General features: G+C 66.2%; 28 protein-coding genes. 15 read left to right on the top strand and 13 right to left on the bottom strand.

What is annotated here, in order from left to right; all coding sequences use genetic code 11:
* The first annotated feature begins 41 nt into the window (after positions 1-41).
* Positions 42-1,190 (top strand): T6SS phospholipase effector Tle1-like catalytic domain-containing protein, encoded by a 1,149-nt coding sequence (locus B0E49_RS14885; protein ID WP_168175064.1) that lies wholly within the window; start codon positions 42-44, stop codon positions 1,188-1,190.
* Positions 1,191-1,226: 36 nt separating this feature from the next.
* Here B0E49_RS14885 and B0E49_RS14890 read toward each other — a convergent pair whose 3' ends face one another.
* A complete protein-coding gene (locus B0E49_RS14890) occupies positions 1,227-2,222 on the bottom strand; it encodes a 23S rRNA (adenine(2030)-N(6))-methyltransferase RlmJ (RefSeq protein WP_077562996.1) in 996 nt (331 codons plus the stop codon).
* 255 nt (positions 2,223-2,477) lie between these two features.
* Here B0E49_RS14890 and rplM point away from each other — a divergent pair, with 255 nt between their 5' ends.
* From rplM to mdtD, 4 genes are all read left to right on the top strand, one after another.
* Positions 2,478-2,909, top strand: a complete 432-nt coding sequence (gene rplM / locus B0E49_RS14895; RefSeq protein WP_077562997.1) for a 50S ribosomal protein L13 — start codon at positions 2,478-2,480, stop codon at positions 2,907-2,909.
* Positions 2,910-2,920: 11 nt separating this feature from the next.
* Positions 2,921-3,313 (top strand): 30S ribosomal protein S9, encoded by a 393-nt coding sequence (gene rpsI / locus B0E49_RS14900; RefSeq protein ID WP_077562998.1) that lies wholly within the window; start codon positions 2,921-2,923, stop codon positions 3,311-3,313.
* 301 nt (positions 3,314-3,614) lie between these two features.
* Positions 3,615-3,980, top strand: a complete 366-nt coding sequence (gene erpA / locus B0E49_RS14905; RefSeq protein WP_077562999.1) for an iron-sulfur cluster insertion protein ErpA — start codon at positions 3,615-3,617, stop codon at positions 3,978-3,980.
* A gap of 97 nt (positions 3,981-4,077) precedes the next feature.
* Positions 4,078-5,493: a multidrug transporter subunit MdtD gene (gene mdtD / locus B0E49_RS14910; RefSeq protein WP_077563000.1), complete on the top strand. Its 1,416-nt coding sequence runs from the start codon at positions 4,078-4,080 to the stop codon at positions 5,491-5,493.
* Positions 5,494-5,533: 40 nt separating this feature from the next.
* On the opposite strand, the gene B0E49_RS14915 is transcribed toward mdtD, so the two are convergent.
* Together B0E49_RS14915 and B0E49_RS14920 are read right to left on the bottom strand one after the other, a co-directional pair.
* The gene (locus B0E49_RS14915) at positions 5,534-6,667 is read right to left on the bottom strand and encodes an anhydro-N-acetylmuramic acid kinase (protein WP_077563001.1); all 1,134 of its coding nucleotides are present in this window, start codon (positions 6,665-6,667) and stop codon (positions 5,534-5,536) included.
* A gap of 53 nt (positions 6,668-6,720) precedes the next feature.
* Complete coding sequence (locus tag B0E49_RS14920) at positions 6,721-8,106, bottom strand: M23 family metallopeptidase (protein WP_286138037.1); 1,386 nt, start codon at positions 8,104-8,106, stop codon at positions 6,721-6,723.
* 230 nt (positions 8,107-8,336) lie between these two features.
* Between B0E49_RS14920 and tyrS the strand changes: the two genes are divergently transcribed.
* Positions 8,337-9,581, top strand: coding sequence for a tyrosine--tRNA ligase (gene tyrS / locus B0E49_RS14925; RefSeq protein ID WP_077563003.1), 1,245 nt, complete (start codon positions 8,337-8,339; stop codon positions 9,579-9,581).
* Positions 9,582-9,586: 5 nt separating this feature from the next.
* Here the strand turns inward: tyrS and B0E49_RS14930 are convergent, their stop codons facing one another.
* Positions 9,587-10,531: a DMT family transporter gene (locus B0E49_RS14930; protein WP_077563004.1), complete on the bottom strand. Its 945-nt coding sequence runs from the start codon at positions 10,529-10,531 to the stop codon at positions 9,587-9,589.
* A 111-nt stretch (positions 10,532-10,642) separates the two neighbouring features.
* Here B0E49_RS14930 and B0E49_RS14935 point away from each other — a divergent pair, with 111 nt between their 5' ends.
* Together B0E49_RS14935 and dtd are read left to right on the top strand one after the other, a co-directional pair.
* Entirely contained in the window at positions 10,643-11,578 is a 936-nt protein-coding gene (locus B0E49_RS14935) for a cation diffusion facilitator family transporter (RefSeq protein WP_077563050.1), read from the top strand.
* Positions 11,575-12,045: a D-aminoacyl-tRNA deacylase gene (gene dtd / locus B0E49_RS14940; protein ID WP_077563005.1), complete on the top strand. Its 471-nt coding sequence runs from the start codon at positions 11,575-11,577 to the stop codon at positions 12,043-12,045. Before B0E49_RS14935 ends, dtd begins: the two co-directional genes overlap by 4 nt.
* Before the next feature lie 40 nt (positions 12,046-12,085).
* Here dtd and B0E49_RS14945 read toward each other — a convergent pair whose 3' ends face one another.
* The 3 genes from B0E49_RS14945 to B0E49_RS14955 all read right to left on the bottom strand — a co-directional run bounded on the left by B0E49_RS14945 (position 12,086) and on the right by B0E49_RS14955 (position 14,388).
* A complete protein-coding gene (locus B0E49_RS14945; RefSeq protein WP_077563006.1) occupies positions 12,086-12,826 on the bottom strand; it encodes a sulfite exporter TauE/SafE family protein in 741 nt (246 codons plus the stop codon).
* Between the two features lie 48 nt (positions 12,827-12,874).
* A complete protein-coding gene (gene ybeY / locus B0E49_RS14950) occupies positions 12,875-13,330 on the bottom strand; it encodes an rRNA maturation RNase YbeY (protein ID WP_077563007.1) in 456 nt (151 codons plus the stop codon).
* Between the two features lie 65 nt (positions 13,331-13,395).
* On the bottom strand, positions 13,396-14,388 hold the full coding sequence (locus tag B0E49_RS14955; RefSeq protein ID WP_077563008.1) for a PhoH family protein: 993 nt from the start codon (positions 14,386-14,388) through the stop codon (positions 13,396-13,398).
* Positions 14,389-14,453: 65 nt separating this feature from the next.
* Here B0E49_RS14955 and ruvA point away from each other — a divergent pair, with 65 nt between their 5' ends.
* Together ruvA and ruvB are read left to right on the top strand one after the other, a co-directional pair.
* The gene (ruvA, locus tag B0E49_RS14960) at positions 14,454-15,026 is read left to right on the top strand and encodes a Holliday junction branch migration protein RuvA (protein ID WP_077563009.1); all 573 of its coding nucleotides are present in this window, start codon (positions 14,454-14,456) and stop codon (positions 15,024-15,026) included.
* A gap of 8 nt (positions 15,027-15,034) precedes the next feature.
* Positions 15,035-16,093 (top strand): Holliday junction branch migration DNA helicase RuvB, encoded by a 1,059-nt coding sequence (gene ruvB, locus B0E49_RS14965; RefSeq protein WP_077563010.1) that lies wholly within the window; start codon positions 15,035-15,037, stop codon positions 16,091-16,093.
* A gap of 34 nt (positions 16,094-16,127) precedes the next feature.
* Here the strand turns inward: ruvB and B0E49_RS14970 are convergent, their stop codons facing one another.
* Positions 16,128-16,904: a crotonase/enoyl-CoA hydratase family protein gene (locus B0E49_RS14970; protein WP_077563011.1), complete on the bottom strand. Its 777-nt coding sequence runs from the start codon at positions 16,902-16,904 to the stop codon at positions 16,128-16,130.
* A gap of 205 nt (positions 16,905-17,109) precedes the next feature.
* On the opposite strand from B0E49_RS14970, the gene B0E49_RS14975 reads away from it, so the two are divergent.
* The 3 genes from B0E49_RS14975 to B0E49_RS14985 all read left to right on the top strand — a co-directional run bounded on the left by B0E49_RS14975 (position 17,110) and on the right by B0E49_RS14985 (position 19,947).
* A complete protein-coding gene (locus B0E49_RS14975) occupies positions 17,110-18,093 on the top strand; it encodes a DctP family TRAP transporter solute-binding subunit (RefSeq protein ID WP_077563012.1) in 984 nt (327 codons plus the stop codon).
* Positions 18,094-18,163: 70 nt separating this feature from the next.
* Positions 18,164-18,646, top strand: a complete 483-nt coding sequence (locus B0E49_RS14980) for a TRAP transporter small permease (protein WP_077563013.1) — start codon at positions 18,164-18,166, stop codon at positions 18,644-18,646.
* Positions 18,643-19,947: a TRAP transporter large permease gene (locus B0E49_RS14985; protein ID WP_144264581.1), complete on the top strand. Its 1,305-nt coding sequence runs from the start codon at positions 18,643-18,645 to the stop codon at positions 19,945-19,947. Before B0E49_RS14980 ends, B0E49_RS14985 begins: the two co-directional genes overlap by 4 nt.
* A gap of 47 nt (positions 19,948-19,994) precedes the next feature.
* On the opposite strand, the gene B0E49_RS14990 is transcribed toward B0E49_RS14985, so the two are convergent.
* The 5 genes from B0E49_RS14990 to B0E49_RS15010 form a co-directional block, all read right to left on the bottom strand.
* On the bottom strand, positions 19,995-21,767 hold the full coding sequence (locus tag B0E49_RS14990; RefSeq protein WP_077563014.1) for a lysoplasmalogenase family protein: 1,773 nt from the start codon (positions 21,765-21,767) through the stop codon (positions 19,995-19,997).
* 102 nt (positions 21,768-21,869) lie between these two features.
* Positions 21,870-22,511 carry a histidine phosphatase family protein gene (locus B0E49_RS14995; RefSeq protein ID WP_077563015.1) on the bottom strand — a complete coding sequence of 214 codons (642 nt, stop codon included), beginning with the start codon at positions 22,509-22,511 and terminating at the stop codon, positions 21,870-21,872.
* A gap of 45 nt (positions 22,512-22,556) precedes the next feature.
* On the bottom strand, positions 22,557-23,489 hold the full coding sequence (ttcA, locus tag B0E49_RS15000) for a tRNA 2-thiocytidine(32) synthetase TtcA (protein ID WP_077563016.1): 933 nt from the start codon (positions 23,487-23,489) through the stop codon (positions 22,557-22,559).
* Positions 23,490-23,577: 88 nt separating this feature from the next.
* Positions 23,578-23,949: a dihydroneopterin aldolase gene (locus tag B0E49_RS15005; protein ID WP_077563017.1), complete on the bottom strand. Its 372-nt coding sequence runs from the start codon at positions 23,947-23,949 to the stop codon at positions 23,578-23,580.
* Between the two features lie 2 nt (positions 23,950-23,951).
* Entirely contained in the window at positions 23,952-24,746 is a 795-nt protein-coding gene (locus B0E49_RS15010) for an SDR family oxidoreductase (RefSeq protein ID WP_077563018.1), read from the bottom strand.
* A 20-nt stretch (positions 24,747-24,766) separates the two neighbouring features.
* On the opposite strand from B0E49_RS15010, the gene B0E49_RS15015 reads away from it, so the two are divergent.
* Positions 24,767-25,930 (top strand): class I SAM-dependent methyltransferase, encoded by a 1,164-nt coding sequence (locus tag B0E49_RS15015; protein WP_077563019.1) that lies wholly within the window; start codon positions 24,767-24,769, stop codon positions 25,928-25,930.
* Between the two features lie 2 nt (positions 25,931-25,932).
* Positions 25,933-26,133 (top strand): DUF2905 domain-containing protein, encoded by a 201-nt coding sequence (locus B0E49_RS15020; protein WP_077563020.1) that lies wholly within the window; start codon positions 25,933-25,935, stop codon positions 26,131-26,133.
* Position 26,134: the final 1 nt, after the last annotated feature.

The following is a 26,134-nucleotide window of genomic DNA, read 5'->3' on the forward strand; positions in this document are numbered from 1 at the left end:
TGGATGGGCGTATGGTTGCTGGCGCGAGCAAGGAGGACGACATGGCCAAGACGATTGTGTTTTGCGCGGATGGCACCTGGGAAGGCCCCGGCGATACCGATCAGACCCGTGACGGGGGCGATCCCAAACTCACCAACGTCTGCAAGCTGTTCGGCTGGCTGCAGGGGGCCATCGATGGCGACTGGGGCACCAGGGAAATGGAGCTTGTGCTGGGCCCGACGGGCGCGCCGACCCAGGTGGCCAAGTACATCCACGGCGTGGGCGACAGCCAGGTGTTCATCGACAGGATTGCGGGCGGCGCGTTCGGCGTCGGCGTCACGGCACGCATTGCGCGCGGCTATACGTACGTCTCGCGCAACTACGTCGCGGGCGACCGCATCGTGATCATCGGCTTCAGCCGCGGCGCCTACACGGCCCGGGCGCTTACCGGGCTGATCGCGTCCGAGGGCTTGCTCCGGCCCGACCTGGCCACCGAGCCGGCCAACAAGTACAACAACGCGGTTGCGGCATGGTTCCGCTACCGGCACGGCAGCGACTCCAGCCTGATCTGCCGGATGCTCGACGGGCTGGACGAGTTCGTGAACATTCGCAGCTGCTTTGGATCGGCAAACCTCCCCGATGACGCCTTCGTTCCGGTGAACGCGATCACCGCCGTGGCCGTCTGGGACACCGTCGGGGCGCTGGGCATACCGCTGTACGACCTCAGCGGCAAGGCGCTGGACCTGTTCGGCTTTGCCGACACGCATCTGAGTTCGAAGGTCGGCCTCGGCCTGCATGCCGTGTCCGTCGATGAGCAGCGCAAGAGTTTCCAGCCCACGCTGTGGGACGATGCGCCCAACGTCACGCAGGCGCTGTTCGCGGGCGGCCATACCGATGTCGGCGGGGGCAACCCCGAGCACGCGTTGTCCGACGTGCCGCTGCTCTGGTTCGTGGATCGGCTGCAGCACCCGGATGTCGGCCTGCTGTTCCAGCGCAATCCCCGCACGCCGGTGAGCCCCGACCCCTGCGGTTGTGCCCACCGCGAATGGGCCAAACCGCCCTGGCCGGCGCTGGGACTGGCGCTGCGCTCATTTCGGGCCGGCATGATCGTGAACGACGCCGTGCGCCAGCGCATCGCGTGCGGCGCGGTACAGCCCGATCCGCCGCCGGCGCCCGCTGAAAAATATGACCCCAGCAACCTGCCGCGTTGATGGCCGCGGCGTTTGGGCGATGACGCTCGCGCTGCGCTACCCGCCGGCCTCCAGCGTGTAGCCCTTGCCCTGGCCGCGCCCCAGCACCTGCAGCACCTGCGGCAGCGCGGCGGCCAGTGCGGCCTTCAGGGTGTGCGGCGGGTTGATCAGGAACATGCCGCTGGCGCGCAGACCGGGGCGGTCGTCGAGCCCCTGCGCCAGGTCGGCGCCAATGGCCAGCGTGGCATGCAGCCAGGGCTTCTTGGCTTGGGTCGCGAGGGTCTTGAGGCGGCGCGGCAGGTCGTGCGCCTCGGGGCGCGGAATCACCGGGTACCAGACGGCGTAGGTGCCCGTCGAAAAGCGCTTCAGGCTGTCGAGTATGCAGGCGCTCACTCTGGCGTAATCGGTCTTCAGCTCGTAACTCGGGTCGATCAGCACCAGCGCGCGGCGGTTCGGCGGCGGCAAAAATGCTTTCAGGCCCTCAAAACCGTCGAGCCGTGCCACCGCCACCTGGCGCCCGGCCTCCAGTTGCGCGATATTCGCCGCCAGGGTCTTGTTGTCGGTCGGGTGCAGCTCGAACAGCTTGAGCTTGTCGCGCGCCTCAACGCGCAGCAGGCGCTGGATCACAAACGGCGAGCCAGGGTAAATCTTGAGCTGCCCGCTCGGGTTGAAGCCCGCGATCAGGTCCAGGTAGGCTTCCAGCGCCGGGGCCATGCTGTCCGGGGCGCTGGCGGGCGCGCTGCCAGCGGCCTGTTTTACTACTGATTTTGTAGCTTTATGCGAAGATACAGTAAGGGCTGGAGGCACTTTTGATGCCGAATTCACACCGGCCTGCCGGATCTGCGCAAACAGCTTGAGCACGCCGTCCTTCGCCTCGCTGCTTTTGTCGGCGTAGTCACTGTCGAGCCGGTACAGCCCGGCGCCGGCGTGCGTGTCGATGACCGTCAGCCCCGCGTCCTTTTGTGTCAGGTGCTCCAGGGTTGCGATCAAGGTCATGTGCTTGAGGACGTCGGCGTGATTGCCGGCATGGAAGGCGTGGCGGTAACTGAACATGCTGCGATGGTAACGCTGCCCCGCCGCGGCGCCTCAGCCCCCAAACCGGGCGCGGTTGCGCCAAGTCCTTGATTTTTCGTATAATCTTTGGCTTCGCAGCGCTTTTGTGGCTCCGCGGCGAAGTGTCTCGGTATCGTCCTGGTCTTGCGTGATTGGGCCGTGTGCCGAGTGATCCCCACCTAAGAGATTCCCGTCAGAGGAACGCCGACCGTGGAAAAGAGCCCGCCAAACCCTCTTTTACAGAAGAGAAAACTCATGACCAAGACCTTCAGCGCCAAACCCGCTGACGTGGTGCACGAGTGGTTTGTGATTGACGCGACCGACAAGGTCCTCGGACGAGTAGCCAGCGAAGTTGCTCTCCGTTTGCGCGGCAAACACAAGGCCATTTACACGCCTCACGTCGATACCGGTGACTTCATCGTCATCATCAACGCAGCCCAGCTGCGCGTCACCGGCGCCAAGCCGATCGACAAAGTGTATTACAGCCACTCCGGCTACCCTGGTGGCATTTCCGCCATCAACTTCCGTGACATGCAAGCCAGGCATCCGGGGCGCGCTTTGGAAAAAGCCGTCAAGGGCATGCTGCCGAAAGGCCCGCTCGGCTACGCCATGATCAAGAAACTCAAGGTGTACGGTGGTGCAGAGCACCCGCATACAGCCCAACAGCCTAAAGTGCTGGAAATTTAAGGAGCCTTGAGATGATTGGTGAATGGAACAATGGCACCGGCCGTCGCAAATCGAGCGTCGCCCGTGTGTTTCTGAAAAAAGGCAGCGGCCAGATCGTGGTCAACGGCAAGGACATTCAAGCGTTCTTCGGCCGCCAGACCTCGATCATGATCGTCAAGCAGCCGCTGTTTTTGACGAATCATGTCGAAACCTTCGACATCATGGTCAATGTGCAGGGCGGCGGCGAGTCCGGCCAGGCCGGCGCCACGCGCCACGGCATTACCCGCGCCCTGATCGATTACGACGCCACGCTCAAGCCCATGCTGAGCCAGGCCGGCTTCGTGACGCGTGATGCGCGCGAAGTGGAACGTAAAAAGGTCGGTTTGCACTCTGCCCGCCGTCGCAAGCAGTTCTCCAAACGGTAATCTTTGCTACTGCGGACCTGCATGGCCGCGTTGCAAATCCTCGCAAGGCTCCAGCCTTGCTCCGGTTTGCGCCTTGCCCTGCAGCTCCTCGCTACGCAAATCTCACCATTTGGTCAGCGCTTCTAAAACCGCCCGAGCTCGGCGCTCGGAGCGGTTTTTTTCTTTTCGGGGCACGTGTTTTGCCCATGGTCCGCACGAACTGCAAAGCCTGCAAGGCGCCTGGCGGCAAATGGCCGCGGGGCGACGCTGGAAGGCGATTTGCGGTAGCATCTACCCAGTCCGTTAACGGAGGTACCCCCCTATGAGCGCCGTCGCAGAAAATATCCAGACCCAGATGCCCGACCCCATCATCTTCACCGACAGTGCGGCCGCGAAAGTGGCCGACCTGATCGCCGAAGAAGGCAATCCCGAGCTCAAGCTGCGCGTGTTCGTGCAGGGCGGCGGCTGCTCGGGCTTCCAGTATGGCTTCACCTTTGATGAAGTCACCAACGAAGACGACACCACCATGACCAAGAATGGGGTCTCGCTGCTGATCGACGCCATGAGCTACCAGTACCTGGTCGGCGCCGAGATCGACTACAAGGAAGACCTGCAGGGCGCCCAGTTCGTCATCAAGAACCCGGGCGCTACCTCCACCTGCGGCTGCGGATCGAGCTTCTCGGCTTGAGTCCCTCGCAGCCGTGATCAAGAAGTCGCCTGCCGGCGACTTTTTTGTGGGTATCCATTCCCGGTTTTTTTGACATCCATCGTCCAGCGCTTTCCTCATGAATAACGACAGCCCCCGCCCGATTCTCTTGTGGCTGGTGGCGATCGGGTTCTTCATGCAGACGCTGGACACCACCATCGTCAACACCGCGCTGCCCGCGATGGCCAAGAGCCTGGGCGAGAGCCCGCTGCGCATGCAGTCGGTGATCGTGGCCTATTCGCTCACGATGGCGATGCTGATTCCCGCCTCGGGCTGGATTGCCGACCGCTTCGGGACGCGGCGCGTGTACTTCAGCGCCATCGTGCTGTTCGCCATTGGCTCGCTCCTGTGCGCCTTTTCGCAGAGCCTGCCGCAGCTGGTGGCCTCGCGCGTGGTGCAGGGCCTGGGCGGCGCCCTGCTGCTGCCGGTGGGGCGGCTGGCGGTGCTGCGCGCCTTTCCGCGCGAGAAATTCCTGGCGGCCATGAGCTTCGTCGCCATCCCCGGCATGATCGGCCCACTGCTGGGGCCCACGCTGGGTGGCTGGCTCGTGGTGGTGGCGTCCTGGCACTGGATTTTCCTGATCAACGTGCCGGTTGCCCTGGTCGGATGCATTGCCACCATGAAGCACATGCCCGTGGGGCGCGGCCACGGGGCGACGCGCTTCGATTTGAATGGCTATCTGCTGCTGGCCTTCGGCATGGTGGCCATTTCGCTCTCGCTCGACGGCCTGTCCGATCTCGGCCTGCGCCAGGCCACGGTGCTGGTGCTGCTGATCTTCGGGCTGGCCAGCCTGGTGGCGTACTGGCTGCGCGCCGCGCGCCAGCCCAACCCGCTGTTCTCGCCGCGCCTGTTCAGCATTCCCACCGTGAGCATCGGCCTGCTGGGCAACCTGTTCGCGCGCATCGGCAGCAGTTGCATGCCGTTTCTGATTCCGCTGCTGCTGCAGGTCTGCCTGGCCTATTCGCCGTTGCAGGCGGGCCTGATGATGTTGCCCGTGGCGGCGGCGGGCATGTTCTCCAAGCAGCTGGCCACCCGGCTGGTGAGGCGGGCCGGCTACCGCATGGTGCTGGTGGTGAATACCGCGCTGGTCGGCGTTGCCATGGCCAGCTTTGCGCTGATGTCGCCCGAGCAGCCGCTGTGGCTGCGGATTGTGCAGCTGGCCTGTTTTGGCGCGGTCAACTCGCTGCAATTCACCGTCATGAACACCATCACGCTCAAGGATCTCGATGGCGGCCTGGCCAGCAGCGGCAACAGCCTGCTGTCGATGGTGCAGATGCTCTCCATCAGCATGGGGGTAGCGGCGGCGAGTGCGGTGCTGGCCGCCTTTACCGACGTTTTTTCGTCGGCTGCAGGAGTCCTGCAAACGCTCTATGCCTTCCACGCCACGTTTGCCACCATGGGCCTGATCACGATTGCTTCGGCCTGGATCTTCTGGCAACTGTCGCCAGATATCGAGCCCACGGCCGGCCCGCACGAAGCCGCCGAAGCCAGCTGAGCCGCGCGGCGCGAACTGGCGGGTCGGCTTCGCAGGCCGCTCAAGCCGGGTAGATCGCGCCCAGCACGCGTTCGCCGCGCGCGCCGGTGACGCTGGCCAGGTTGCCCGCCTCGCGCCGCAAGGTCTTGCGCGCCAGCCAGGCAAAGGCCGCGGCCTCGACCTGCAGCGGCGGCAGGCCGCGCGCTTCGGAAGACATGACGGCCACCTGTGGCAAACCCGCCTGCAGGCGTTGCATCAGATGCGTGTTGAGGGCGCCGCCGCCGCAGACAATCAGCGATTTGCTACTCTTTGCATAGCCGGTAACGCTTGCTACACAAGCGCTGGCGGTGAATTCCGTCAATGTTGCCTGGATCTCCTGCGGCGCCAGCGCGTTGAATGGCCGCAGCCGGGCAGTCAGCCAATCCGGGTTGAACAGGTCCCGCCCGGTGCTTTTGGGCGGGGCTTTGCCGAGGTAGGGCTCGCCCATCAGCGCTTGCAGCAGGGGCGCGCTCACCGTGCCGCTGGCCGCCCAGGCGCCGCCGGCATCAAACGGCCGACTGGTGTGCCGCTGGCACCAGTAGTCCATCAGCGCATTGCCGGGACCGCAGTCGAAGCCGAGAACGCTGGCGTCGGCCCCGAGCACGCTCAGGTTCGCGATGCCCCCAATGTTGAGCACGGCCACGGTCTCGCCGGCTTGGCCGAACACTTCGCGGTGGAACGCCGGCACCAGCGGCGCGCCCTGGCCGCCGGCCGCCAGGTCGCGGCTGCGAAAGTCGGCCACCACGTCGACGCCGGTGAGCTCGGCCAGCAGCGCCGGGTTGTTGAGTTGCAGGGTGTAGCCCACGGCGGCAAGGCCCTGCTGCGCGTCGGCGCCGAACTCCTGCGGGCGATGCCGCACCGTCTGGCCGTGCGCGCCAATGGCCTGCACGTCAGCGGCGTTGATGCCGGCGCCTGCCAGCAGGTCGGCCACCACCTGGGCATAGACCTGTGCCAGCGCATTCGCCGCGAGCGCGGCCCGGTGCAGCTCGTTGCCGCCGGGGGTGTTGAGCGCCAGCAGCTCTGCTCTTAAATGTGTAGCAAAAGGTGCAGAGCAGTGAAGGGCTACACGCGGTTTTGATTCGGAAAATTCGACGAGAACGCCATCCACCCCGTCCAGCGAGGTGCCCGACATCAGGCCGATGTAGCGCTCGGTCATGGTCGATGCTGCTGGATCGTTCAGGTGAGCTTGCGCGGTGGTGCGCCTGACTCTTATTGCGCGCTGGCTTGCTGCACCGACGCGGCGGCCGCCAATTGCAGCCGCATCGACGCAGCCAGGCGGTCGAACGCCGGCCTGGCGGCAGCCGACAGCGGGGCCGTATCGCTTTGCTGGGCAATCGCGACCGGATCCTCATAGGCGCCGTTGACGCGGTATTCGAAGTGCAGATGCGGGCCGGTGGCCCAGCCGGTTTGGCCGATGCGGCCGATGTTCTGGCCCTGACTCACGCGCTCGCCCTTTTTCACGTTGATCTGGCTCAGGTGCGCATACACGGTGGTGTGGCTGCCGTCCGGGCCGGGCCGGTGCAGCACGTACACCACATTGCCGTAGCCGTTTTGTACGCCGGCGAATTCCACCACGCCGTCGGCGACCGTGCGCACGGGCGTGCCGATCGGGCCTGCATAGTCCACGCCGAGGTGCTTCTTCCAGATGTGCAGGATCGGGTGGTAGCGCATGCTGAAGCCGCTGGTGATGTGCGTGAACTCCACCGGCGACTTCAGGTAGGCGTGGTGCAGGCTGCGGCCGTCCAGCGTGTAGTAGCTGCCCTTGTTTGCCGCACCAGTGGCCGTGGGATCCTGGAACCACATGGCCTGGAACTCTTTGCCCTTGTTGACAAAATCGGCGCTCAGCACGCGGCCGGTGACGTTCGCGCCGGAGATGGGCTCGCCGTCGGCCTCCAGCGTTTGATAAACCACCGAGAAACGGTCACCCTTGTGCAGGCCGCCGTGAAAGTCGATATCGCCCGAGAAAATATCGACCATCTGCGAAATCACGCCGTCGGGAATGCGGGCGGCATCGGCGGCTTCGACCAGCGTGGAGTTGATGGTGCCGCTGCCGAGCCGGGTGGAGGCGCTCAAGGGGGCCGTCTCGACGCGCGAGCTGAAGCCTTGCGCCGTTTTTTCGATCACCAGCCGTTGAAAATTGCCGCTGGTGTCGGTGGTCCAGCGCGCCGTGAGCTTGAGCAGTTCATGGGTGTCGCTGGCTTCTGCCGAGACCGAGCGGCCGGCGCGGCCCAGCAAGCCCTGGCGGGCCGTTGCGTCTTTGCGAATGAAGGCCGCGGCGCCGGCGTCCGCGATACCGAGACGCTTGAGCAGGGCGTCGGCGCTGTCGCTGGAGCGCGTGGTGTCGGAGCGGAACAGCCGGAAGTGATGAAGATCCAGCGCATCGGCCTGTTCCGTCGGGGGCGCCGCCAGCGGCTGCACGGCCTCCAGCACCTGGCGCGTGGGCAGGTCCGACGGGTCGGGGCCAAACGAGGCCACGGCGAACGCGCCGCCGCCGCCGCCCAGCATGAACGCGGCGACAACGGCACTGACCCGTTTGGGGTGACGATGAATCAGGCTGGCAAGAACATTCCCGATGGCAAGTAGACGGTTATTCAAAAGAACGTTTCCCAATGACGAATCAGCGTTGTCGCGACGCTTGCGGTTTTGGCTGGCAGTTGCCGAAACGGGCAAAAAGCGCGCGCCGCTTAAAATCAGGCGCAGGACTGGGGCCGAATCCTTCGGCGGCAGTCGTATAAAAATGTCAAGAATCCAAAGTTCTGTGTGTTTCCCCACAGACAGCCGCCGATTATATCGATCGCAGTCATGAAGATGTCAAAAATTCCCTTATGAATCAAGCCTTAAGTACTACATTCCCAGTTACCGACCATGTAAAGAATGCGCTGGCTGTGAGTTTGCGGGGCTGCGACGAATTGATCCCGCAAGACGAATGGGTGGCCAAGCTGGCGCGCTCGCAGGCGACCCAGGTGCCGCTGCGGATCAAGCTGGGACTGGATCCGACGGCCCCCGACATCCACATCGGACACACCGTGGTGCTGAACAAGATGCGCCAATTGCAGGACCTCGGGCACACGGTGATTTTCCTGATTGGCGACTTCACCACCATGATCGGCGACCCGTCGGGGCGCAACACCACGCGCCCGCCGCTCACGCGCGAGCAGATCGAAGCCAACGCCCAGACTTATTACAAACAGGCCAGCCTGGTGCTGGATCCGGCCAGGACCGAGATCCGCTACAACAGCGAATGGAGTGACCCGCTAGGCGCGCGCGGCATGATCCAGCTGGCGGCGAAATACACCGTTGCGCGCATGATGGAGCGAGATGACTTCAATAAACGCTTCAAAGAAGGGCGTTCGATCAGCGTTCACGAATTTCTGTACCCCCTGATGCAGGGCTACGACAGCGTGGCGCTCAAGGCCGACCTGGAGCTTGGCGGCACCGACCAGAAGTTCAATCTGCTGGTCGGACGCCATCTGCAGCAGGAATACGGGCAGGAGCCGCAGTGCATCCTGACCATGCCGCTGCTCGAAGGGCTGGACGGCGTCGAGAAAATGTCCAAGTCCAAGAACAACTACATCGGCATTTCCGAAGATCCCAACACCATGTTCGCCAAGGTGTTGAGCATTTCCGACGTGCTCATGTGGCGCTGGTACACGTTGCTGAGCTTCAAGAGCGAGGCCGAGATTGCAGCCCTGAAGGCCGAAGTCGAGGCCGGCCGCAATCCGAAAGATGCCAAGGTGCTGCTGGCGCGGGAAATCACCACGCGGTTCCACAGCGCGCAGGCGGCCGACGCGGCCGAGCAGGACTTCATGAACCGCAGCAAGGGCGGCGTGCCCGACGAGATTGCCGAAGTCACGTTGCCGCTGGGTGCGGGCGGCGCCGCGGTCGGTATCGGGGCCCTGCTCAAGATGGCCGGGCTGGCCGCCTCCAGCGGCGAGGGCAACCGCCTGATCGAGGGCGGCGGCGTGCGCGTGGACTCCAGCGTGGTCAGCGACAAGGGGCTCAAGCTCAGCGCCGGCACCTATGTGGTGCAGGTCGGCAAGCGCAAGTTCGCGCGGGTGACGCTGGCGTAGCCAGTTCAGGCTCTGGTGCGCGGCTGCCGGCAGACCAGCGCCACGCCGGCGCAGGTGACGGCAATGCCGATGGCGCTGAGCCAGCTCGGCACCTCGCCGAACATCAGCCATTCCAGCAGCACCGCGACGATCGGGGTCAGGTAGAACAGGCTGGTGACGCGCGTGGCGTGACCGTGGCGCATCAGCAGGTGCAGGGCATTCACCGCGAGGATCGAGGCCAGCACCACCAGAAACAGGATGGAAAACAGCAGCGGCCAGCGCCAGCGCACCACGAAACCCTCGACCGTCCAGGCCAGTGGCGCCAGCACCAGCAGCGACGCGACAAACTGGATCAGGCTGGCGCTGCGCAGATCCACCGCGCTGCAAAAGGCGCGCTGGTACAGCGTGCCGGCCGTGATCGCGGCCAGCGAGATGCCCACGGCCAGCAGGCTGACCCATGACACCGCTTCCACGTTGACCTTGTGCCAGACCACCAGCGCCACCCCCGCCAGCCCCAGCGCCACGCCCAGCCATTGAGGCGGGCTCAGGCGCTGGTGCAGCACCTGGTGCGCGAACACGGCGGTGAGCAGCGGCTGGGTCGCCAGGATCAGCGCCACGATGCCGGCCGAGATGCCGAGGTACTGCGCGTAGTGGCTGCCGCCCAGGTTGATCGCGTGCATCAGCAGTCCGGCCACACAGATGTGGAAGAATTCGCGCCGGCTGGCGGGCCACGCGGGGCGCGCCAGCGCCAGCCAGGGCAGCAGGCACACCACGCCCACGAGATAGCGCAGCGTGAGGAAGGTGAACGGCGCGGCGTACTGGATGCCGATTTTGGTCGCCAGAAAGCCGGAGCCCCAGACGATCACGAAATACCAGGCCAGCAGCGTATCGAAGCGCGCGTCCGTGCCGGTGTGGGCGGTCTCGCCAGTGCGCGCGGTGGCGGGGTCGATCGCGGAGGTGGGGACAGACATCAAAAGGGTCGTTGCGGGAAAGCCAACAGGCCCGATTGTGGCGTGGCCGGCAGACGGTGTCTGCGCGCCAGTGACGCAAGCGCTCCCTGGCTGTTGTGCACAATGGCGCCCATGCCGAACGCCGCCGCCCCACGCTCACTGCCTTCGCCGCGCACGCTCCTGTGGGTGTCCGTGGGCGTTGCCGTCATCACCATCGTGCTCAAGACGCTGGCCTGGTACGTGACCGATTCCGTGGGGCTGCTGTCGGACGCAATGGAGTCGTTCGTGAACCTGGCCAGCGCGATTTTCGCGCTGATGATGGTCACCATCGCCCAGCGCCCGGCCGACCACGACCATCCCTACGGGCACTACAAGGCCGAGTATTTTTCGTCCGGCTTCGAAGGCATCCTGATCGTCGGTGCCGCGGTCGGCATCATCTGGGCCGCGGCCCACCGCCTGGCCGACCCGCAGCCGCTGCAGCAACTGGGCTGGGGCCTGGTGCTGGCGGTGCTGAGCTCGGCGCTCAATGGCGTGCTGGCGCGGGCCATGTTCCGCGCCGCCAGAGAGCACCGCTCGATGGCGCTGGAGGCCGATGCCCGGCACCTGGTCACCGATGTCTGGACCTCGGTGGGCGTGGTCGTCGGCATCGGCGCGGTGGCGCTCACGGGCTGGCTCTGGCTCGATGCGCTGGTGGCGATCGGCGTCGCGCTGAACATCCTGCGCGAGGGCGGCCACCTGATCTGGCGCTCCTCGCAGGGCCTGATGGACGAGGCCGTGGAACCCGACGTGCTGGCCGAGATCGAGAACACGCTGGCCGGCTTTGCGCACCGGCGCGGGGAGATCAGCATCATCCGCTTCGACCACATCACCACGCGCCGTTCCGGCCAGCGCCGCTTTGTCGACCTGCACATGCACATGCCGGCGAGTTGGACGCTGGGCCGCGCTGCGGCCGTGCGCGGCAGCGTCGAGCAGGCGCTGATGAGCGCTGTGCCCGGCCTGCGCGCCACCATCCAGCTGCTGCCCAGCGACGTGGAAGCGCACTTCGATGACCAGAAGGACCTGATTTGATCGCCCTGATCCAGCGCGTGAGCCAGGCCCGCGTCGTAATCGACGGCCAGACCGTGGGCCAGATCGGCGCCGGGCTGCTGGTGCTGGTCTGCGCCGAGCGCGGCGACGGCCAGGCGCAGGCCGACAAGCTGCTGGACAAGATCCTCAAGCTGCGCATCTTCGGCGACGACGCGGGCAAGATGAACCGCAGCGTGCAGGACCTGGACGGCCGCGGCAGCGCGGGCGGCCTGCTGCTGGTGAGCCAGTTCACGCTGGCGGCCGACACTGCCAGCGGCAACCGGCCCGGCTTCAGCAACGCGGCGCCCCCCGGCGAAGGCCGCCGCCTGTACGACTATTTTGTGGCCCGGGCGCGCGCCGCGCATGCCGTGGTACAGACCGGGCAGTTTGGCGCCGACATGCAGGTGCACCTGGTCAACGACGGGCCGGTGACGATTCCGCTGCGCATCGCGCCGACCGGCGTGCCCTGAGTCGCGGCCCCGGCGCACGCGCACCCCGCGGCGCGTCGCGTCAGGGGTAATAAAAGAAGATCGCCGTCATGATCAAGCCGGTTGCCACGATGCCGGCGCGCATCCATGGGGCGGGAATGCGCCGCGCCGCGCGCGCACCGACATAGCCACCGGCGGTGGCGGCGACCATCATCAGCAGCGCCTGCGGCCACTGCACCACGCCACCCGCCGCGTAGATGATGACGGCGATGGCGGTCAGCAGCGCAGAGACCACGTTCTTCAGCCCGTTCATCGCGTTCAGGCTGGTTTGCCCCAGCAGGCCGAACAGCGCCAGCAGCAGGATGCCCAGGCCGCCATTGAAGTAGCCGCCGTAAGCCGCGACCCCCAGCACACCGGCGGCGGCCTTCAGCGGCGACGCGGCGTGCCCCGTGGCGAGCCCACGCAGGCGTGGGCCGAACGCAAACAGGGCAGTGGCCAGCAGCAGCAGCCAGGGCACGATGCGCCGGAACAGGGTGTCCGGCGTGACCAGCAGCAGCCCCGCGCCCGCCGCGCCGCCCAGCAGCGACAGCACGACCAGCCGGCGCATCGACAGCCCCGGCGGCGCCTGCGTGTCTTCGCGAAAGCCCCAGGCGCCGGCGACGTAGCCAGGCAGCAGGGCGACCGTGCCGGTCGCATTCGCGACCACCGAAGGAACGCCGGTAAACACCAGCGCCGGCAGCGTCAGGAAGCTGCCGCCGCCGGCCACGGAATTCAGGGCGCCGGCCACGAAGGCTGCGACCAGCAACAGGGTGATGTCGAACATGGTTTTTCTTGCAGGGGTACCGGCGCGATGGGCGCGGCGGCGTTTCCGTCAGGCGTAGGGGTTGGCGAAACCCAGCCCGGCCAGGACCTCGACCTCGCGCGCCTCCATCGCGGCTGCGTCCGCCTCGCCGGTCTCGTGGTCCCAGCCCTGCGCATGCAGCGTGCCGTGCACCAGCAGGTGCGCGTAGTGGGCCTGCAGCGTCTTGCGCTGTTCGCGCGCTTCCTTTGCGACGACGGGGGCGCATAGCACCAGGTCGGCACTCACGACCGGTTCCTGCGTGTAGTCAAAGGTCAGCACATTGGTCGCGTAGTCCTTGTGGCGGTAGTCGCGGTTCAGCGTCTGGCCTTCCTCGGCGTCCACGATGCGCACCGTGATCTCGGCGTCATTGTCCAGCGCATGGCGAATCCAGCGCGCCACCTGATGCCGGGGCAGGGCAGCGCGATGCGTGGCGGCATCGGCAAAGCGGGCGAATTGCAGCGACAGCTGCAGCGTGTTCAAAGGCATGGGTTAACAGTCAAACCGGCCTGCAGCCCATATGAGGTATCGGCAGGTAGCTATTATTTTCATAGTTAAATCGATTTCTTGCGCGTGCGCACGGCGGCCTTGGGTGGCGGCGCGTCCTGGCGGTCCGACTGCCCGCGCGCATCGTAAGCGTCCACGATGCGCGCCACCAGCGGGTGCCGCACCACGTCGGCGCTGGTGAGCCGCGTGATCGCGATGCCCTTGACGCGTTTGAGTACGCGCTCGGCGTCGATCAGGCCGCTGAGCTGGGTCTTGGGCAGGTCGATCTGGCTCACGTCGCCGGTCACCACGGCGCGCGCGCCGAAGCCGATGCGCGTCAGGAACATCTTCATCTGTTCGGGCGTGGTGTTCTGCGCCTCGTCCAGGATCACGAAGGCGTTGTTCAGCGTGCGCCCGCGCATGAAGGCCAGCGGCGCGATCTCCAGCGCGTTGCGCTCGAAGGCTTTTTGCACCTTGTCGAAACCCATCAGGTCGTACAGCGCGTCGTACAGGGGGCGCAGATACGGGTCGATCTTCTGGTTCAGGTCGCCGGGCAGGAAGCCGAGCCGCTCGCCGGCTTCTACGGCCGGGCGCGTCAGCACGATGCGCTGCACGGCGCTGCGCTCGAGCGCGTCCACCGCCATCGCCACGGCCAGATACGTCTTGCCGGTGCCGGCCGGCCCGATGCCGAAGGTGATGTCGTGGCTGGCCATGTTCTCCATGTAGACCGACTGGTTCGGCGTGCGCGCGCGCAGGTCGGCGCGCCGGGTGTGCAGCACCAGGCTGCCGTCGCCGGACTCCGCCATGGCCGAATCGCCGGCCAGCATCAGCTGCACCTTGTCGAGCGCGATCGGGCGCGCGGCCATCTCGTACAGCGCCTGCAGCATTTCCATGGCGCGGGTGGCCTTCGCCTTGGGGCCGTCGACCTTGAACTGCTCGTGGCGGTGCGCGATGCTGACCTGCAGCGCCGCCTCGATGGTGCGCAGGTGCTCGTCCATCGGTCCGCACAGGTGGCCCAAGCGCGTGTTGTTGGGCGGCGAGAAGGTGTGTCTGAGAATCAAGCTGATAATTCCGGTGAATCAGGACGAGGCGAAACCCCAATGATAGGCAACAAAGCAGGCAACCCATGATCGGCAAGCTCACCGGAACGCTCAGCGACAAGAATCCGCCCGAACTCGTGGTGGACTGCCACGGCGTCGGCTACGAGGTGAACGTGCCCATGAGCACCTTCTACAACCTGCCCGCCCTGGGCGAAAAAGTCACGCTGCTGACGCATTTTGTGGTGCGCGAGGACGCGCAAATCCTGTACGGTTTTGGCACGCACCCCGAGCGCGCGGCGTTTCGCCAGCTCATCAAGATCTCGGGCGTGGGGCCGCGCACGGCGCTCAGCGTGCTCAGCGGCATGAGCGTGGCCGAGCTGGCGCAGGCCGTCACGCGCCAGGAGGCGGGCCGCATCATCAAGGTGCCCGGCATCGGCAAGAAGACCGCGGAGCGGCTGCTGCTGGAGCTCAAGGGCAAGCTCGGCGCCGACATCGGCGTGCCGGCGAGCGTGACCAGCGACGCGCAGTCCGACATCCTGCAGGCGCTGGTGGCGCTGGGCTACAGCGAGCGCGACGCGGCGCTGGCGCTGAAGGCCCTGCCACTTGACGTGGGCGTCAGTGACGGCATCAAGCTGGCGCTCAAGGCGCTGGCGAAATAATCCGGCGTATGAGTATCCAGACCGACGACTTCCAGATGCCACCACCGCAGCGCGTGGTGTCTGCCGCGCCTGCCTCGCCGGGTGAGGAGGCGATCGAGCGCGCGCTGCGGCCCAAGCTGTTCGACGAGTACGTGGGCCAGGCCAAGGTGCGCGAACAGCTCGAGATTTTCATCGGCGCGGCGAAGATGCGCGGCGAGGCGCTGGACCACGTGCTGCTGTTCGGGCCGCCCGGGCTGGGCAAGACCACGCTGTCCCACATCATCGCGCACGAGCTTGGCGTGAACCTGCGCCAGACCTCGGGCCCGGTGCTGGAAAAGCCCAAGGACCTGGCGGCGCTGCTGACCAACCTCGAGAAGAACGACGTGCTGTTCATCGACGAGATCCACCGCCTGTCCCCGGTGGTCGAAGAGATTTTGTACCCCGCGCTGGAGGACTACCAGATCGACATCATGATCGGCGAAGGCCCGGCCGCGCGCTCCATCAAGCTGGACCTGCAGCCGTTCACGCTGGTCGGCGCGACCACGCGCGCGGGCATGCTGACGAACCCGCTGCGCGACCGCTTCGGCATCGTGTCGCGGCTGGAGTTCTACACACCCGAGGAACTGGCGCGCATCGTGCGGCGCAGCGCCGGCCTGCTGAATGTCGCGACCGATGAGGGTGGCGGCTTCGAGATCGCGCGCCGCTCGCGCGGCACGCCGCGCATTGCCAATCGGCTCTTGCGCCGGGTGCGCGACTACGCCGACGTGAAGGGCTCGGGGCGGATCACGCTCGACATTGCCAACAAGGCGCTGGCCATGCTCGACGTGGACCCGCAGGGTTTCGACGTGATGGACCGCAAGCTGCTGGAGGCCGTGATCCACCGCTTCGACGGCGGCCCGGTCGGGCTCGACAACATTGCGGCCAGCATTGGCGAGGAACGCGACACGATCGAGGACGTGATCGAGCCCTACCTGATCCAGCAGGGCTACCTGCAGCGCACGCCGCGCGGGCGCATCGCCACGCTGGCCGCATACCGGCACCTGGGCGTCACGCCGCCAAGCCACAGCGACGGCCTGTTTGCCGAGTGAAATTGGTTGCGGTTGAGCTTGCCGGCGGCTCGGGTCAGCCGCTGAACTTGCCGTGCCGGCCCGCGCCTTGCGCAAAGCGGGCGGCGCCGGCCTCGCCTTCGGTGAACACCATCGGCGTGCCCTGCGCGCCTTCGCGGCGCAAGGCTTCGGCCAGCGACAGGTCCCACTGCTCGTAGGCGGAACGGCGATCGGCCAGCATGCACTGCTGCGGAAACGCCGCGATCTGGCGCGCCAGTTCCTGCGCCGCCGCCAGCGCGCCGTCGTGCGGCGTGATGCGGTTCACCAGGCCCATCGCCAGCGCTTCCGGCGCCGGCACCGGGCGGCCGGTCAGGATCAGGTCGAGCGCGCGGCCCATGCCGATCACGCGCGGCAGCCGCACCGTGCCGCCGTCGATCAGCGGTACGCCCCAGCGGCGGCAAAAGACGCCGAAGATCGCGTCTTCATCAGCCACCCGCATGTCTGCCAGCAGGGCCAGCTCCAGCCCGCCGGCGACAGCGTGGCCATTGACAGCGGCGATCAGCGGTTTGTTCAAGGCCATGCGCGTCGGCCCCATCGGGCCGCCGCCGCCGCCCTCCATGTCGAGCTCATTGCGCAAGGCCGGGTCGGACACCGCGCCCAAATCCGCGCCAGCGCAAAAGTGGCCGCCCGCGCCGGTCAGGATGGCGACGTGCAGGGCATCGTCGCCCTGGAAGCGTTCGAACGCCGCGCGCAGCTCCGCGGCCATCGGGCCGTTGACGGCATTGCGCTTGTCCGGCCGGTTCATCGTGATGGTGCACACGGCCGCGTCCAAGCTGAATGAAATGTGGTGCATGACTTCCCCTTTGCTGCGTTGAGCCTTGTGACCACCCGATGACAGCTGGCACGGGGCAGTGGCAGTGTCGCATGCATGCGGGGGATGGGGTATCAAGTTCCCGGGGCCGCCGAATAATCGTCTGCTAACATATGATCCGCTCGCGTTCGGCTGGTTCTGTTTCTGTGCCTGCATCGTGTGCAAATTAACCCGCAAAGGAACAAGCATGAACTCAATATCACGCACTGTGGCCGCACTGGCCTGCGTGTTCGGGCTGGCATGGAGCGGGGCCGCTGCGGCCGCCCCCGTGCAGGTGAACATCGGCATCGTGACCGCCCCGGCGTTCGTGCACACGCTGTCGGCGGAAAAGTTCAAGGAAGTTCTCGACAAGGCCTTGCCCGGCAAGTACGACGTGGTCATCCACAATTCCGGCGCGCTGGGCAGCGAGACCCAGGTGCTGCAGCAACTGCAGCTGGGCACCGTGCAGATGTGCGTGTGCACCACCGGCCCGGTCGAGGCCTTTGTGCCCGAGATCAAGGCCATCGAGATGCCGTTCCTGTTCAGCTCGTACGAGCAGACCGACAAGGTGCTGGATGGCCCCATCGGGCAGGATCTGCTCAAGCGCTTTGGCAAGGCCGGCCTCGTCGGCATGCACTTCGAGGACAACGGTTTCCGCAACCTCACCAATTCCAAGCGCGCCATCCGCGAGCCCGCCGATGTCAAAGGCATGAAGATCCGGACCATGGAGTCGCCGACCCACCTGGCCATCTGGCGCGACATCGGTGCCAACCCGACGCCCATGGCGTGGCCAATCACGACCCAGTTGCAGCAGGGCGTGCTCGACGGCCAGGAAAACCCGATCTCCGTGATTTCGGCGGCCAAGCTCAATGAGGTGGGGCAAAAGTATCTGACGCTGACCCGGCACGTGTATTCGGCGCTCGTGTTCGTCGGCAGCAAGGCCTTCTTCGACAAGCTGCCGCCCGCCGATCAACAGGCCTTCATGACCGCGGCGGCGCAGGCTTCGACTTTCGGGCGCAACTATGTGCGCAGCAACGAGGCCAAGCAGCTCGCGGCGCTGGAGGCGGCGGGCATGCAGGTCGTCACGAACCCGGATCTGGCGGCCTTCCGTGCCAAGACCGAGCCGGTCTACGCCTCGCTCACCGGCGACACCAAGAAGATCGTCGACGAGATCCGCAAGAGCGAAAAATAAAGAGCCATCGACGGGAGCCGCGCCGGCGCTGCGCCGCCCCCGCTCCCGCCTTGTCGCGCTTGACCTCCACATGAACCTGCACCACCGCTTGCTGGCGTTCAGCGACCGCGTCAACGGCCTGGTCGAGCAGCTGCTTCTGGTCATCGGGGTGGCCTTCTCGCTGATCCTGTTCGCCCAGGTGCTGGCGCGCTACCTGGGGCACTCGCTGAGCTGGTCCGAAGAGATCGGGCGCTACCTGCTGGTCGCCACCACCTTCCTGGGCGCCACCGTCGCCTACAAGCGGGCGGACTTCATCGGTCTGGCCGGCTTCGGCGCCAGATTCGGCCGCCTGGTCGAACGCATCATCGTGCGCGCGCTGCAGTTGCTGACGCTGGCGTGCTTCGGCTTCATCACCTGGTTCGGCGTGGGCTATACGCTCAAGGCCTGGGACCAGACCTCGAGTGCGGTGCAGATGCCGATGTCGCTGCCGATCGCCGTGCTGCCCTTGTCGGGCGCCATCTTCCTGCTGCACGTGCTCGTTGACCTGACCCGGCCCGTGGTCCCCGCAGCGTGATCATCGTCCTGCTGTTCGTGCTGATGTTCGTGCTGATGGCGCTGGGCCTGCCCATCGCGCTGTCCATCGGCCTGCCGGCGATCGGCCTGATCGTCTCACCCGGCGTCTTCCCCGACACGGTCACCCTTTCCGCGCTGGGCCAGACGGTCGTCCAGCAGCTTTTCTCGGGGGTCGACTCGTTCGACCTGCTGGCCGTGCCGCTGTTCATGATTGCCGGCTCGATCATGGAGGTGGGCGGCATCTCGCGCCGCCTGATCGACTTCTGCGACAGTCTGGTCGGCTGGGCGCCGGGCGGCCTGGCGGCGGCGGCGATCGGGGCCTCGATGATCATCGCCGGCATCTCGGGCTCGGCCGCTGCCGATACCGCGGCGATCGGCGCGGTGGTGATCCCGACCATGATCCGCCAGGGCTATCCGCCCGCCTTCGCTGCCGCCGTGGTGGCGGCCGGCGGCGCCATCGGCATCATCATCCCGCCGTCGATCCCGATGATTCTGTTCGGCTTCATGACCAACATCTCGACCTCCCAGCTGTTCGCCGGCGGCTTGCTGGTGGGCGTGCTGATGGGCCTGTCGTTCATGGCCGTGGCGATCGGCATCTCGTGGCGCAGGGGTTATGGCGAGCGCGTGGCCTTCACCTGGAAGAGGGTGGCCAGCACGGGTCGCGCGGCCCTGTGGTCGATGGGCGCGCCCGTGATCGTTCTGGGCGGCATCCTGAGCGGCATCGTCACGGTGACCGAAGGCGCAGCGCTGGCCGTGTTCTATGCGCTGCTGGTGGGCACCGTGATCAACCGCGAACTGGCCTGGCGCGACCTGCCGCGTCTGATCGTTCGCTCCCAGGTGGTGGCCGGCGGCATCCTGTTCATCATCGCGATGGCCAAGGTCTTCGGCTGGCTGCTGGCCATGCAGCAGGGCGCGCAGTTGCTGAACGTCTTCGTGAATTCGATGTCGTTGCCGCCGGTGGGCCTGCTGCTGCTGGTGCTGGCCCTGCTGCTGGTCGTCGGCTGCGTGATGGAGACCACCGCTGCGCTGCTGCTGGTGGTGCCGGTGCTGGCCCTGCTGACGCCGCAGATGCAGATCGACCCGGTGCAGTTCGGCGTGCTGGTGGTGACCAATCTCGCGATCGGGATGCTCACGCCGCCGGTGGGCATCTGCCTGTTCGTGAGCTGCGGCATCGCCGACGTGACGCTGGGCCGGATCTCGCGGGCGGTCATGCCGCTGGTGGCCGTGGCCATCCTGGACATGCTCATCGCCGCGCTGTGGTCGCCGCTGACGATGTGGCTACCGACCTTGCTCTACCGCTGATGCGGCGTTTGCCGCGCCGGGGGCAGCGACCGGGGTTTTGAATCAAATCAGCCTCTGGCCCTTGCTGAGCATGCGTAAGTAGCTATCAAAATCTGAGCAAAGTAGTAGCTGGACAAGACCCATAGCGGCGCCAGCGGCAGCGGCTGCGCAAAGCGGTCGATGGCCAGCAGCGCGTCGCTCAACATGAAAAATCCCGCGCCCACGGCCACCATCACGGCGGCCTGGTTGCGCAACAGCGTGGCGCGGCCGATGGCTTGCGCCGCCATCAGCGCGATGACCACCACATAGGCGGCCACGGCCGGCCGCAGCACCGGTCCGAGCCCGTGCCACAGGTAGGCAAGCATGGCCGCGCCCACGCCCAGCGTGCCATAGAGCGCGCGCCGGCTCGGGAACCACACGGAGCGCACGCCGGCGACCTCGCGCCCCGTGCCCGCGCCGAGCGACTGCAACTGCGCGGTGCCGAGCTTGAACAGCACGAGGTAGCACAGGTGGGCCAGCAGGAACGCCACCAGCCCCGGGAGGAAGTAGCCCGGGAACATCAGCAGCACATCGCCCGCCAGAGAGGCTGCGAGCGCCGCCATCAATAATGCATCCAATCGGCCTTCAGCCCTTGTGGTGCGTTGACTCGAAGCTACGAAAGCAATAGCGATCATTATGGTCAACGGCTTGAAGATGTGGTGCAGGTCGGGCAGGCCCATGGCACTGCTCGCGGTGGCCAGCGCGGCGGACTCGATCAGGAGCACCTCCAGCACGTTGATGCGCCCCTGCAGCACGGCACCGAGCGCCCACAGGGCCGCCATTAACGCCGCCAGCCACACGGCGGCTTGCGCCAGCGGCAGGGGGTCGGCAAACCACAGGAACACGGAGACGCCTGCCAGCAGCAGGGCGAACTGCGCGCCGGAAAACCACAGCACGGCGCGGCTCACGAGGGGATGAAAGCGTTTGACCTGCGCCATCTCGAACGCCGGCTTGGGAAAGCGCTGTGCGACGTCTGCAGGCCGCCAGCCCGGCGGTTTGAACCAGACGCGCAGCTTGTCACGCCAAAGGCGCGTGTGCCACGAGTCCTTGAGCAGCGCCCAATAGACTTCAACGTTGGCCCACAGCGGATCCCAGCTGTTCAGCGCGCCGCGCGTGCCGTACACGCATTTCTCGCGCTCTTCGGTGAAGGTGCCGAAGAGCCGGTCCCAGATGATCAGGATGCCGCCGTAGTTCTTGTCGAGGTAGGGGTCGTTCACGGCGTGGTGCACGCGGTGGTTCGACGGCGAGCAGAACCAGCGGTCGAACCAGCCCAGCCGGGGCACGTGCTCGGTGTGGACCCAGAACTGGTACAGCAAATCGATCAGCGCGACGACGGCGAATGTCAAAGGCGGCACGCCGGCCACCGCCATCGGCACATAAAAAATCCAGCGCAGCAGCTCGTAGGTGGCGGGTTGCCGCAGCGCGGTCGAGAGGTTGTAGTCCTGGCTCTGGTGGTGCACCACATGCGCGGCCCACAGCACGGCGACCTCGTGGCCCATGCGGTGCAGCCAGTAGTAGCACAGGTCGTAGAACAGCAGCGCCAGCAGCCAGCCGTACCAGGTGTTCCAGAACTCCGGGTTCGGGTAGAGCGCGACGCCAGCGTAGATGGCGCTGTAGATGCCGATCTGCAGCAGCCGCGTGAACACCGCGCTGAGCTGGCTCAGAGCCCCAAGGCTGATGCTGTTGATGGCGTCGTTGAGCCTATAGGTGTTGCGGCCTTTGGCATAACCCCAGGCGAATTCGAAGGCGATCAGCAGCAGGAACACCGGCGTCGCGAGGACGATGATTTGGCTGGGGGTCATGGCCGGGCTCCGGGCTTGAGCGCCGCCGGGCCGCCCCAAGGCGCGAAGGCCCCCTCGGGGGGCAGCGCAGCACACGCAGTGGCAAGCGTGGGGGCTACATCGTCATGCGGCGGTTTCGTCGAGTGATTCATCGTCCTGGAGATGAGTGGTGTCGGCCCAGCCGACCAGCGTCAGGCCCTGCGGCGTCCACAGCAGGCGGTTGATGGCTGCGTTGCCCAGCGCCCAGGTGCGCGGCGCCTGCAACTCCTGCCGCGTGGCGGCGCGGTACAGCACGTCCATCACGCCGCCGTGGCTGACCAGTGCGATCAGCTCGCCGCGGTGGCGCTCGGCCAGGGTCTGCACCGCGTGCGTCACGCGCTGCCTGAACTGCAGCAGCGACTCGCCGCCTTCGGGCGCGAAGTCGGGGTCGCGCTTGCGCCAGCGCAGCGACTGTTCGGGCCACAGCGCCGCGATCTCGGCAAAGGTCTTGCCCTCGAATACGCCGAACTCGCGCTCGCGCAGGCCTTCCTCGCTGAGCACCGGCAGCTCCGTGGCATCCGCCAGCGCGAGCGCGGTTTCCCGCGCGCGCAGCAGGTCGCTCGCGTAAATGGCGTGGATGGGCTCGTCCGCCAGCGCCAGCGCCATGCGCCCGGCCTGCCAGCGGCCGGTCTCGTTGAGTGGAATGTCGAGCTGGCCCTGGATGCGGGTGGCCACGTTCCAGGCGGTTTCTCCGTGGCGGATGGCAAGGATGCGGGTAGCGTTCATGGGGGCAGGGATCGTGTCGGGGGTTAGGTCAAGGGTCTTGTTTTTTCAGGTGATGTGCACCACCTGCACGCCGGCCGGCGCGAATGCCGGATGGGCGGGGGCGAAGTCTTCGGCATCGAACGCCTTGTCGCCGTTGGCATCCGCCACGCCGGTGGCACGCGCGCCCTTGAAGTCGTACAGCGCGCCATCGAGCAGGTGGCTGGGCACCACGTTTTGCAGGGCGTTGAACATGTTTTCCACGCGGCCGGGGAATTTCTTCTCCCACTCGCGCAGCATCTCGCCGACCTGCTTGCGCTGCAGGTTCTCCTGGCTGCCGCACAGGTTGCACGGAATGATGGGGAAGTCGCGGTGCTGCGACCAGCGCTGGGCGTCCTTCTCGGCCACGAAGGCCAGCGGGCGGATCACCACGTGGCGGCCGTCGTCGCTGACCAGCTTGGGCGGCATGCTCTTCATCTTGCCGCCAAAGAACATGTTCAGCAGCAGCGTCTGCAGGATGTCGTCGCGGTGGTGCCCCAGCGCGATCTTGGTCGCGCCCAGCTCGTCGGCCACGCGGTACAGGATGCCGCGGCGCAGGCGCGAGCACAGGCTGCAGGTGGTCTTGCCTTCGGGGATGAGGCGCTTGACGATGCTGTAGGTGTCCTCGTTCTCGATGTGGAACGGCACGCCGGTGCTCTTCAAATAGTCGGGCAGCACATGCTCGGGAAAGCCGGGCTGCTTCTGGTCCAGATTCACCGCGATCAGGTCGAAGTGGATCGGCGCGCGGCGTTTCAGCTTGAGCAGGATGTCGAGCAGCGTATAGCTGTCCTTGCCGCCCGACATGCAGACCATGACCTTGTCGCCCTCCTCGATCATGTTGTATTGCACGATGGCGCGGCCCACCTCGCGGCACAGGCGTTTCTCCAGCTTGTGGATTTCGCGCTCGATCTTGAGGCCCTGGTTCAAGGGCGCGACGTCGTTGTCAATCCACTGCGCACTCATAAACTCCTTACCCCCACGCTTGTCACTTCGTGTATGGCGCTGCCCCCCGAGGGGGCGTTCGCAGCTTGAAGCGGTTCAGCGCTGCGCATCACCACTGCCCCGTCTCGATGCGAATCGCCACTTCGCAGTCGTCAAAAATCTTCAGCTTGGCGATCTTTACGCGCACGCCGAGCACGCCAGGCAGCTGCATCAGCCGGTGCGCGAGCTTGCCAATCAGCGACTCCAGCAGGTTCACGTGCTCGGCCGTGCATTCCTTGATGATGATCTGGCGCACCTTGCGGTAGTCCAGCACGTGCGTGATCTCGTCGTCGCGCGGCAGCAGCGGCTGGGGGCCGAGGTTGAGTTCGGCGTCGACCTGGATCGGCTGCGGTGCGGTTTTTTCGTGCGCCAGGATGCCCAGGTTGGCGTCGAAGCGCAAACCGGTCAAGGTGAGGGTTTGCAGGCCTTTGGTGTTCAGCATGATTACATCATTGAAAAGTCTTGCTCGAACCGCATCAGATGCTGGCCGCCGTCGACCAGCAGCGTGGTGCCCGTGATGGAGGAGTTTTCCAGCGCGAATTTCACGGTCGCGGCAACGTCAGCCGCCGTCGAGGAGCGGCCCAGCGGCGAGAGCTTGTGCAGGGCCTCGAATTTCTCGTCGCTCAACAGATGGCTGGTCAACGTCAGCCCCGGCGCCACGCCGACCACGCGCAACTGCGGCGCCAGCGCCATGGCCAGCAGCGTGTTGGCGGCCTCCAGCGCGGCCTTGGACAGGGTGTAGCTGAAAAAGTCGGGATTCGGGTTCCACAGTTTCTGGTCGAGCAGATTCACCACCACGCCGGGCGCGCTTTGGCCCTCGCCTGCAGGATCGTCCCCCCGGGCCTTCACGTGCTCGAACAAAGCCTGCGCCAGCAGGATCGGGGCGCCGGTATTGCTGCGCCAATGCGCCTCCATGGCGGCAAAGCCGAAGCTGGCCGGGCTGTCGTGCTCGAAGGTGGAGGCGCTGTTCACCACGGCATCGACTGCGCCGAAATGCTTGATGACCCGCGGCAGCAGCGCACGCACCGCTGCCTCGTCCGAGAGATCTGCATCAAAAGCGGCGCTGGCCCCCGCCAGTTCTGCGCAGTCAGCTACCGTTTTAATAGCATCTGCCTGAGAGCTGCGGTAGTGCACCGCGACCTGCCAGCCGCCGGCCGCGAGCGCGAGCGCGATCTCGCGGCCCAGCCGTCTGGCGGAGCCGGTGACGAGAACCGTGCGGGGGCGGGCGGGGGCGGACATTCGGGGACAATTCGGCTCAGATGACAACACAGCGTAGTTTAACGAGCACCCTCGCAAAGCAGATAGGGCAGGCCATCCAATCCAGCGGCGGCTGGATCGGCTTTGACGAGTACATGGCGCTGGCCCTGTACACGCCGGGCCTGGGCTATTACGCCAACGATTTGCGCAAATTCGGCACCATGCCGCACGGCGTGAAGGGTGGCGGCAGCGACTTCGTGACCGCGCCCGAGATGACGCCGCTGTTCGGCCAGACGCTGGCTGCGCAGGTGGCGCAGGCGCTGCAAGTCACGCAGACGTGCGAGGTCTGGGAATTTGGCGCCGGCTCCGGCGCGCTGGCGCTGCAGTTGCTCGATGCGCTGGATGCGTCGGGGGTGGCGGTGCAGACCTACACCATCGTCGACCTGTCGGGCACGCTGCGCGAGCGCCAGCAGCATACCCTGGCGGCGCACGCCGGCCGGGTGCGCTGGGTCAGCGCATTGCCCGAAGCAATTGCCGGCGTGCTGGTGGGCAACGAGGTGCTGGACGCCATGCCGGTCAAGCTGCTGGTGCGCACTGGCGGCGTGTGGCATGAGCGTGGCGTGGCCTGCAAAATCGACCCCGCCGACCCCGCGCGCGAGCCGGGCCGCTTCGTCTGGCAGGACCGGCCCACCGCGCTGCGCCCGCCGGTCGACATTCCCGGACAGCACGACTACCTGACCGAAATCCACCCGCAGATGGAGGCCTTCATCCACACCCTGGCCGGCACTTTGATTCGCGGCGCAGCCTTCTTCATCGACTACGGCTTTCCCGAGGCCGAGTACTACCATCCGCAGCGCCACATGGGCACCGTGATGTGCCACCGCGGGCACCTGGCCGACGCCGATCCGCTGGCCCTGGTCGGGCTCAAGGACATCACGGCGCACGTCAACTTCACCGCTCTGGCGCTGGCGGCGCAGGAGGCTGTTGCCTCGCCCGAACCCGCGCAGGAAGTGGGCACGCTCGGCTACACGAGCCAGGCGCGCTTTCTCATGAACGCGGGTTTGCTCTCGAAACTGGAGCACGCAACGCTGGCCGAGCGCGCGATGGCGCTCAAATTGATCAATGAACACGAGATGGGCGAGTTGTTCAAGGTGATCGGCTTCTACAAGGGCGCGCCGTGGCAGGCGCTGGGTTTTGCGCAGGGCGACCGAACCCCTACACTCTGAGCATGATCCGCTGGTTTGCCGTCGTCTTCTTTGCGCTGGTGCTGCTCAGCGGGCTCACGCCGTGGCTGCACAAGCTCGGTTTCGGCCGGCTGCCGGGCGACCTGCGCTTTCGGCTGTTTGGGCGCGATTGGGACATTCCGCTGGCCAGCACCGTCTTGCTGAGCCTGGCGGCCAGTGTGCTCGTGCGGGTGTTGAGCCGATGAG

The organism is Polaromonas sp. C04 (genome assembly GCF_002002705.1).
Taxonomy (GTDB): Bacteria; Pseudomonadota; Gammaproteobacteria; order Burkholderiales; family Burkholderiaceae_C; genus Rhodoferax_A.

Excerpts from the sequence above, each read along its gene's own strand:
- tyrS (WP_077563003.1), top strand. The coding sequence starts at position 8,337 with ATGAATCAAGCCTTAAGTACTACATTCCCAGTTACCGACCATGTAAAG.
- erpA (WP_077562999.1), top strand. The coding sequence starts at position 3,615 with ATGAGCGCCGTCGCAGAAAATATCCAGACCCAGATGCCCGACCCCATC.
- B0E49_RS14890 (WP_077562996.1), bottom strand. The coding sequence starts at position 2,222 with ATGTTCAGTTACCGCCACGCCTTCCATGCCGGCAATCACGCCGACGTC.
- ttcA (WP_077563016.1), bottom strand. The coding sequence starts at position 23,489 with ATGAGTGCGCAGTGGATTGACAACGACGTCGCGCCCTTGAACCAGGGC.
- B0E49_RS15005 (WP_077563017.1), bottom strand. The coding sequence starts at position 23,949 with ATGCTGAACACCAAAGGCCTGCAAACCCTCACCTTGACCGGTTTGCGC.
- B0E49_RS15015 (WP_077563019.1), top strand. The coding sequence starts at position 24,767 with ATGACAACACAGCGTAGTTTAACGAGCACCCTCGCAAAGCAGATAGGG.
- ruvB (WP_077563010.1), top strand. The coding sequence starts at position 15,035 with ATGAGTATCCAGACCGACGACTTCCAGATGCCACCACCGCAGCGCGTG.
- B0E49_RS14990 (WP_077563014.1), bottom strand. The coding sequence starts at position 21,767 with ATGACCCCCAGCCAAATCATCGTCCTCGCGACGCCGGTGTTCCTGCTG.
- mdtD (WP_077563000.1), top strand. The coding sequence starts at position 4,078 with ATGAATAACGACAGCCCCCGCCCGATTCTCTTGTGGCTGGTGGCGATC.
- ruvA (WP_077563009.1), top strand. The coding sequence starts at position 14,454 with ATGATCGGCAAGCTCACCGGAACGCTCAGCGACAAGAATCCGCCCGAA.
- B0E49_RS14980 (WP_077563013.1), top strand. The coding sequence starts at position 18,164 with ATGAACCTGCACCACCGCTTGCTGGCGTTCAGCGACCGCGTCAACGGC.
- B0E49_RS14935 (WP_077563050.1), top strand. The coding sequence starts at position 10,643 with ATGCCGAACGCCGCCGCCCCACGCTCACTGCCTTCGCCGCGCACGCTC.
- B0E49_RS15010 (WP_077563018.1), bottom strand. The coding sequence starts at position 24,746 with ATGTCCGCCCCCGCCCGCCCCCGCACGGTTCTCGTCACCGGCTCCGCC.
- rpsI (WP_077562998.1), top strand. The coding sequence starts at position 2,921 with ATGATTGGTGAATGGAACAATGGCACCGGCCGTCGCAAATCGAGCGTC.
- ybeY (WP_077563007.1), bottom strand. The coding sequence starts at position 13,330 with ATGCCTTTGAACACGCTGCAGCTGTCGCTGCAATTCGCCCGCTTTGCC.
- rplM (WP_077562997.1), top strand. The coding sequence starts at position 2,478 with ATGACCAAGACCTTCAGCGCCAAACCCGCTGACGTGGTGCACGAGTGG.
- B0E49_RS15020 (WP_077563020.1), top strand. The coding sequence starts at position 25,933 with ATGATCCGCTGGTTTGCCGTCGTCTTCTTTGCGCTGGTGCTGCTCAGC.
- B0E49_RS14970 (WP_077563011.1), bottom strand. The coding sequence starts at position 16,904 with ATGCACCACATTTCATTCAGCTTGGACGCGGCCGTGTGCACCATCACG.
- B0E49_RS14885 (WP_168175064.1), top strand. The coding sequence starts at position 42 with ATGGCCAAGACGATTGTGTTTTGCGCGGATGGCACCTGGGAAGGCCCC.
- B0E49_RS14930 (WP_077563004.1), bottom strand. The coding sequence starts at position 10,531 with ATGTCTGTCCCCACCTCCGCGATCGACCCCGCCACCGCGCGCACTGGC.
- B0E49_RS14945 (WP_077563006.1), bottom strand. The coding sequence starts at position 12,826 with ATGTTCGACATCACCCTGTTGCTGGTCGCAGCCTTCGTGGCCGGCGCC.
- B0E49_RS14995 (WP_077563015.1), bottom strand. The coding sequence starts at position 22,511 with ATGAACGCTACCCGCATCCTTGCCATCCGCCACGGAGAAACCGCCTGG.
- B0E49_RS14915 (WP_077563001.1), bottom strand. The coding sequence starts at position 6,667 with ATGACCGAGCGCTACATCGGCCTGATGTCGGGCACCTCGCTGGACGGG.
- B0E49_RS14975 (WP_077563012.1), top strand. The coding sequence starts at position 17,110 with ATGAACTCAATATCACGCACTGTGGCCGCACTGGCCTGCGTGTTCGGG.